This window comes from Neobacillus drentensis (assembly GCF_036962765.1).
Classification (GTDB): Bacteria; Bacillota; Bacilli; order Bacillales; family Cytobacillaceae; genus Neobacillus; species Neobacillus drentensis_C.
On the sequence record NZ_JBALOS010000109.1, the window covers coordinates 1 to 6,376 of the forward strand.

Sequence of the window (6,376 nt, forward strand, 5' to 3'; positions counted from 1 at the left end):
AGTAGTAATAATATAATTGTCTTACCTAATAATAGGACGGGCTCTGTATTCCAATACAGGGCCCGTTTTTATTTTTTCAAAAAAAAATTATCTTCCCCCCTTCAGAAAAACTTAATAATTCATTATTGACATACCTGTATATACAAGCTAGAATTGAAAACGTAATCAATACTTGTATATACAAGTTCAGATGTTTATGAAACCGCATCCATAGCTTGTATATAGAGTGATAAAAAAATGGAAGATAGAAAATGGGGATATACCCATAAAACAGGGGGAAAGACAAATGACGAACTACACAGATCCTTCAAAAGATCTCTTAAAACACATTGGCGGGAAAGAGAACATTGCTGCCGTTACCCATTGTGTAACCAGAATGCGCTTTGTTTTAAACGATCCAAGCAAAGCAAATGTAGAAGAAATTGAATCCATTAAACTTGTAAAAGGTACATTTACCCAGGCTGGGCAATTCCAGGTCATCATTGGAAACGAAGTACCTAGCTTTTATAATGAATTTGTCAAAATTGCTGGTGTGGATGGTACATCCAAGGAAGAAGCAAAAGTAGCAGCAAAACAAAATATGAATTGGCTGCAACGCATGATGGCTCACCTAGCTGACATCTTTACACCATTAATTCCAGCACTTGTTGTTGGTGGTTTAATCCTTGGCTTTAGAAACATCATTGGAGATATCAAATTACTTGAAGATGGAACAAAGTCTATTATAGAAGTATCTCAATTTTGGGCAGGAGTCCACTCCTTCCTTTGGTTGATTGGTGAAGCGGTATTCCATTTCCTTCCAGTCGGTATTACTTGGTCCGTTACGAAAAAAATGGGTGGTTCACAAATCCTTGGTATCGTCCTTGGTATTACACTCGTATCTCCCCAATTGCTTAATGCCTATGCCGTAGCAGGTGCAAAAGATATTCCTGTTTGGGATTTCGGTTTTGCAAAAATTGAAATGATTGGTTACCAAGCACAAGTTATCCCTGCCATTTTAGCCGGATTATTACTCGCTTTCTTAGAAACTAGATTACGTAAAATTGTTCCAAATTCAATTTCCATGATTGTCGTTCCATTCTTTGCTTTAATTCCAACTGTATTAATCGCTCACACAGTATTAGGCCCTATCGGCTGGAGCATCGGTTCTGGTATTTCTCATGTTGTGTACTCTAGCTTAACCTCTGCCTTTGGCTGGATTTTTGCGGCAATCTTCGGATTTGCATATGCCCCACTTGTTATTACTGGGTTACACCATATGACCAATGCAATTGACTTACAATTAATGAGTGAACTTGGCGGAACAAACTTATGGCCAATGATTGCTCTTTCTAATATTGCTCAAGGTTCTGCAGTACTTGCTATGATCTATATCAATCGTAAAAATGAAGAAGAAAAACAAGTTTCGATACCAGCTGCTATCTCTTGTTACCTTGGTGTAACCGAGCCAGCAATGTTCGGGATTAACTTAAAGTACGGCTTCCCATTTCTTGCTGCAATGATTGGTTCAATGATTGCAGGTGTTGTCTCCGTTGCCAGCCACGTTATGGCGAACTCAATTGGTGTTGGCGGTATTCCTGGATTCCTTTCTATCCAGGGGCAGCATATGACAATGTTTGCGGTCGCCATGGTGGTAGCAATTGTTGTTCCATTCATGCTAACGATTGTCTTTGCTAAAACACGGATGAATAAATTTTCTTTTAAAAAATAATCGCAAAATCAAATAGTTTGGAGGGAGCCATACTCCCTCCTTTTCCTCATTAAATACTTATATTAACTAGGCAGGTGTTGAAAATGACAACAGCAAGGTGGAAAAAAGCAGTCGTCTATCAAATCTATCCAAAAAGCTTTAATGATACGACCGGGAATGGTACCGGTGATATCCAAGGCATCATTGAAAAATTAGACTATCTAAAAGAACTCGGTGTAGAAGTCCTTTGGCTTACTCCCATCTATAAATCTCCACAACGGGATAATGGTTATGATATAAGCGATTATTACGCCATTCATGAAGAATATGGTACCATGGAGGACTTTGACAGGTTGTTAGCCGAAGCACATAATCGCGGCTTAAAAATTATTATGGATATTGTTATTAATCACACATCAACAGAGCATGAGTGGTTTAAACAAGCAAGAAGCTCGAAAGATAATCCATACCGTGACTTCTATATCTGGAAGGACGGCAAAAACGGGAAAGCGCCGACAAACTGGGCATCTAAATTTGGTGGTTCGGCATGGGAATATGACGAGAATACGGAACAGTACTACCTCCATTTATTTGATGTAACCCAAGCAGACCTTAACTGGGAAAATGAAAAGGTCCGAGCTGCACTATATGAAATGATGCATTTTTGGTTAAAAAAGGGTGTCGACGGCTTCAGACTTGATGTCATTAATTTAATTTCTAAAGACCAAAACTTCCCACAGGATGACAGTGATGGCCGTAAATTCTATACAGATGGACCAAAAATACATCAATTCTTACATGAAATGAACGAACAAGTTTTTTCGAAATACGATATTATGACTGTCGGTGAAATGTCCTCCACTTCAATCGAGAACTGCATTAAGTACACGAACCCAGCGCAGGAAGAATTAAATATGACCTTTAGCTTCCATCATTTGAAGGTCGATTATCCAAATGGTGATAAATGGACAAAAGCCGACTTTGACTTTCTTTCCTTAAAAGAGATTTTATCCAACTGGCAAGTGGGGATGTATGATGGCGGCGGATGGAACGCCCTCTTCTGGTGTAACCATGACCAACCACGGGTTGTATCTCGTTTCGGAGATGATCAAAACTATCAACAAGAGTCGGCTAAAATGCTCGCAACCGCCCTACATCTTCTGCAAGGAACTCCTTATATTTATCAAGGTGAAGAAATTGGAATGACTAATCCAAATTTCAACTCAATCAATGAATATCGGGATGTCGAATCCTTAAATATCTTTAACATGAAGAAAAATGCTGGTATGGACGAGAAGGAAATAATCGAGATCTTAAAACAAAAATCTAGGGACAATTCACGAACACCTGTCCAGTGGAATTGCAATGAAAACGCAGGGTTCACAACGGGGACTCCATGGATTCAAACAGCACGTAATTATCGGGAAATTAATGCTGAAAAGGCGCTTAACGATTCAAGCTCTATTTTTTACCACTATCAAAAACTGATTCAATTACGAAAGGAATATGAAGTGATTACAGATGGAGATTATCAGCCTATTTCCAATCAGGATGATACTGTATTTGCCTATCTGAGAACAAGTGGATCTGACAAAATTCTTGTCATCAACAATTTTTATGGCAAGGAGCATACCTTTGTCCTCCCTCTTCATTTACATCTTGATGGGTATGATAGTAAGATGTTACTCTCTAATTATGAGGATTCGGCTCCACTTGGCCAGGAAATCTCATTGCGGCCATATGAGTCGTTGGTGTACTACCTGAAACGATGAATGGAGATGTCATTATGACGAACAAATACCTAACAATCTATAACACCATTGTCGAGCAAATTAAAAGCGGAGAGATAACACCACAAACGCTTCTCCCCTCTGAGAACGAATTAAAGGAACAATTCGATACATCAAGAGAGACCATCAGAAAGGCGTTAAATTTGCTTTCACAAAATGGCTATATCCAAAAAGTTAGAGGAAAAGGTTCGATTGTAATCGACATTAGCAAATTTGATTTTCCTGTTTCAGGGTTAGTAAGCTTTAAAGAACTTGCCAATAAAATGGGCAAAAAACCCAAAACGTTCGTTAACGAATTGGAGTTAGTCAAGCCCGATGGTTTTATCAGGCAGCAGCTTCAGCTGGGAAGTAAAGACCTTGTTTGGAAAGTGATTCGCACCAGGGAAATGGGCGGAGAGAAAATCATCTTGGATAAAGATTTCTTAGCAAAAAAATATGTTCCTAACCTTACTGAAGAAATTTGCGCGGATTCCATATATCAATATATTGAACATGAATTAAACCTGACCATTAGCTTTGCCAAAAAGGAAATTGTCGTCGAGGAGCCTTCATTCGAGGATCGTTCCCTCTTGGACCTTGAAGGCTTTCACAATATTGTCGTCATCAAAAACTTTGTTTATTTAGATGATGCTACCCTTTTTCAATACACTGAATCAAGGCATCGCCCTGATAAGTTTCGCTTTGTGGATTTCGCTCGGAGATCCCATTGATTTCAACAGGAGACCGCTATTTAAATTAGCGGCCTCTTTTTTATCTTTTAATGGATCCAACCAAGATTCGGAGTTGGATAAAATTTTTGCTATAATAGAGATAATCAATTGGTGAGGTGAAAAATTGTATGTGCGGCCGGTTCACGTTAACAGCATCGTTCGATGAAATCATCGATCGTTTCGATATTCAAGCTTTTATTGATCAAGAAAATTATGAGCCCAGTTATAATGTTGCGCCCTCTCAGGCTGTGCTTGCCGTCATTAATGACGGAAAATCCAATCGGATGGGATTCTTAAAATGGGGCCTTGTACCGCCTTGGGCAAAGGATCCGGCCGTTGGCCATAAGATGATTAATGCCCGCGCAGAAACGTTAGCCGAAAAGCCAAGTTTTCGTAAAGCCTTCCAAAAAAAGCGTTGTTTAGTTATCGCTGACAGCTTTTATGAATGGAAACGACATGAGGACAAAAGCAAAACTCCGATGAGGATTAAACTTAAGTCCGATGATTTGTTTGCCATGGCAGGCATATGGGAAGCTTGGAAATCACCTGAAGGAAAAACACTCTATACTTGTTCTGTCATCACAACTGGACCCAATGAACTGATGAAAGATATTCATGACCGGATGCCAGTTATTTTGAAACCAAACGATGAAAAAATCTGGCTGGACCCGACAGTCTCGGATCCCAAGGATTTAAATAAGCTGCTCGTCCCATACAATGAATCTTTAATGGAGACATACGAAGTATCTTCCCTTGTGAACTCACCTAAAAATAACTCAATCGGGCTTATTCAAAAAATTTGTTAATCCTTTTAAAAAAAATAGGCGTTTATTTTCATAAAAATTTTTTGAATATGGACAGGTTTACTACATGCACGTACAAGCTTCTACATATATTGTATTAACCCATAAAAGTTTTCCTTCTTTCGAAAGTGGTTCAGCCACTTTCTTTTTTTTGTGAAAAAAAATGGGCAGCTGATCTCATTCGGAGATATAATGGCGGTATGGAGATAAATTAATGAGAGGAGTAATTTCATGGACCCAATAATAGAAAAATTTAAAGACATTCCAACAACCTGTATTTCTGATGCGATGGAGGGCTTAAATAACCTGCACCCTGCAATTAAACCGCTAAAAAAAGATGATAAGCTTGCAGGAAGAGCTTTAACGGTAAAAATTCCTGTCGGTGATAATCTTGCTGTCCTTAAGGCCATCCGCGCGTCAAAACCCGGGGATATCATCGTCATCGATGCCAAAGGAGATCTTTATCGGGCCATTGCTGGTGATTTTGTGATTGGAATGGCTCAAACACTCGGGGTCGGTGGATTCGTGGTTGACGGAGTGATACGTGATATTGCCGGTGTTAAAGCATTGAATCTCCCTGTTTTCGCTAAGGGCACGACCGTTGCAGCGAGTGGTAAAGCAGGAGTTGGAGAAATAAATATCCCCATTTCTTGCGGAGGGATGACCGTACATCCAGGTGATATAGTAGTCGGTGACGCGGATGGGGTCGTCGTCATTCCGCAAATGTGGGAACAAGAAGTATTGGAAAGATCCTTGGAAAAATTAAAAAAAGATCAAATCAGGGAAACGACGATTTCTGGAAATCGTGATGCCATTCTAAAACATTTAGATGAACTTATAAACAAATAATATACTAATAATTGNNNGATGCCATGGCCAGCATCCTTTTTTTTAAAGGGAATAATAATAGAAATAGTTTGATTCCCTTTCAAAGCCGATTTTTTCATAAAGTCGTTGGGCATTTTGATTCTCCTTGCCCGTTTCAAGCATAATTCCTTTTGCTCCTCTTTCCCTTGCAAACTCAATTGCTCTTTGGATTAGCTTCTCCCCTGCACCTTTACCACGGAATTGTTTTTTTACATACAAATCATTTAATACCCATGATCGTTTCATGCTGACAGATGAAAAGGATGGGTATAACTGAACAAAACCAACAGGAGCACTCCCATCGACCGTTAAAAAAACGACAGATTCATCGTTCACTAATCTGGCTTTTAAAAACTCTCGTGCCCCCTCTCTATCAGACTCTTGCTCATAAAATATCCTATATAGATCAAATAGTTCGGTCAATGACTCCAGGTCATGAATGGTAGCTTTTTGGATGATCATGTTTCAATTCCTCCTTACAAGATAGTTTTTATTTCAAATGGCTCTGTTAAACTT

6 protein-coding genes are annotated in these 6,376 nt (G+C 39.1%); 5 read left to right on the top strand and 1 reads right to left on the bottom strand.

From position 1 onward, the window contains the following. The first annotated feature begins 286 nt into the window (after positions 1–286). The 5 genes from treP to V7137_RS14640 all read left to right on the top strand — a co-directional run bounded on the left by treP (position 287) and on the right by V7137_RS14640 (position 5,842). A complete protein-coding gene (gene treP, locus V7137_RS14620; RefSeq protein ID WP_335698769.1) occupies positions 287–1,711 on the top strand; it encodes a PTS system trehalose-specific EIIBC component in 1,425 nt (474 codons plus the stop codon). 83 nt (positions 1,712–1,794) lie between these two features. Then, complete coding sequence (gene treC / locus V7137_RS14625; protein ID WP_335698770.1) at positions 1,795–3,462, top strand: alpha,alpha-phosphotrehalase; 1,668 nt, start codon at positions 1,795–1,797, stop codon at positions 3,460–3,462. A 14-nt stretch (positions 3,463–3,476) separates the two neighbouring features. Beyond that, positions 3,477–4,190, top strand: a complete 714-nt coding sequence (gene treR / locus V7137_RS14630) for a trehalose operon repressor (protein ID WP_335698771.1) — start codon at positions 3,477–3,479, stop codon at positions 4,188–4,190. Between the two features lie 128 nt (positions 4,191–4,318). Continuing rightward, positions 4,319–4,996 (top strand): SOS response-associated peptidase, encoded by a 678-nt coding sequence (locus tag V7137_RS14635; RefSeq protein ID WP_335698772.1) that lies wholly within the window; start codon positions 4,319–4,321, stop codon positions 4,994–4,996. 228 nt (positions 4,997–5,224) lie between these two features. Then, entirely contained in the window at positions 5,225–5,842 is a 618-nt protein-coding gene (locus tag V7137_RS14640; RefSeq protein WP_335698773.1) for an RraA family protein, read from the top strand. A 42-nt stretch (positions 5,843–5,884) separates the two neighbouring features. Here V7137_RS14640 and V7137_RS14645 read toward each other — a convergent pair whose 3' ends face one another. After that, positions 5,885–6,322 (bottom strand): GNAT family N-acetyltransferase, encoded by a 438-nt coding sequence (locus V7137_RS14645; RefSeq protein WP_335698774.1) that lies wholly within the window; start codon positions 6,320–6,322, stop codon positions 5,885–5,887. Positions 6,323–6,376 lie beyond the last annotated feature (54 nt).

Excerpts from the sequence above, each read along its gene's own strand:
- treP (WP_335698769.1), top strand. The coding sequence starts at position 287 with ATGACGAACTACACAGATCCTTCAAAAGATCTCTTAAAACACATTGGC.
- treC (WP_335698770.1), top strand. The coding sequence starts at position 1,795 with ATGACAACAGCAAGGTGGAAAAAAGCAGTCGTCTATCAAATCTATCCA.
- treR (WP_335698771.1), top strand. The coding sequence starts at position 3,477 with ATGACGAACAAATACCTAACAATCTATAACACCATTGTCGAGCAAATT.
- V7137_RS14635 (WP_335698772.1), top strand. The coding sequence starts at position 4,319 with ATGTGCGGCCGGTTCACGTTAACAGCATCGTTCGATGAAATCATCGAT.
- V7137_RS14640 (WP_335698773.1), top strand. The coding sequence starts at position 5,225 with ATGGACCCAATAATAGAAAAATTTAAAGACATTCCAACAACCTGTATT.
- V7137_RS14645 (WP_335698774.1), bottom strand. The coding sequence starts at position 6,322 with ATGATCATCCAAAAAGCTACCATTCATGACCTGGAGTCATTGACCGAA.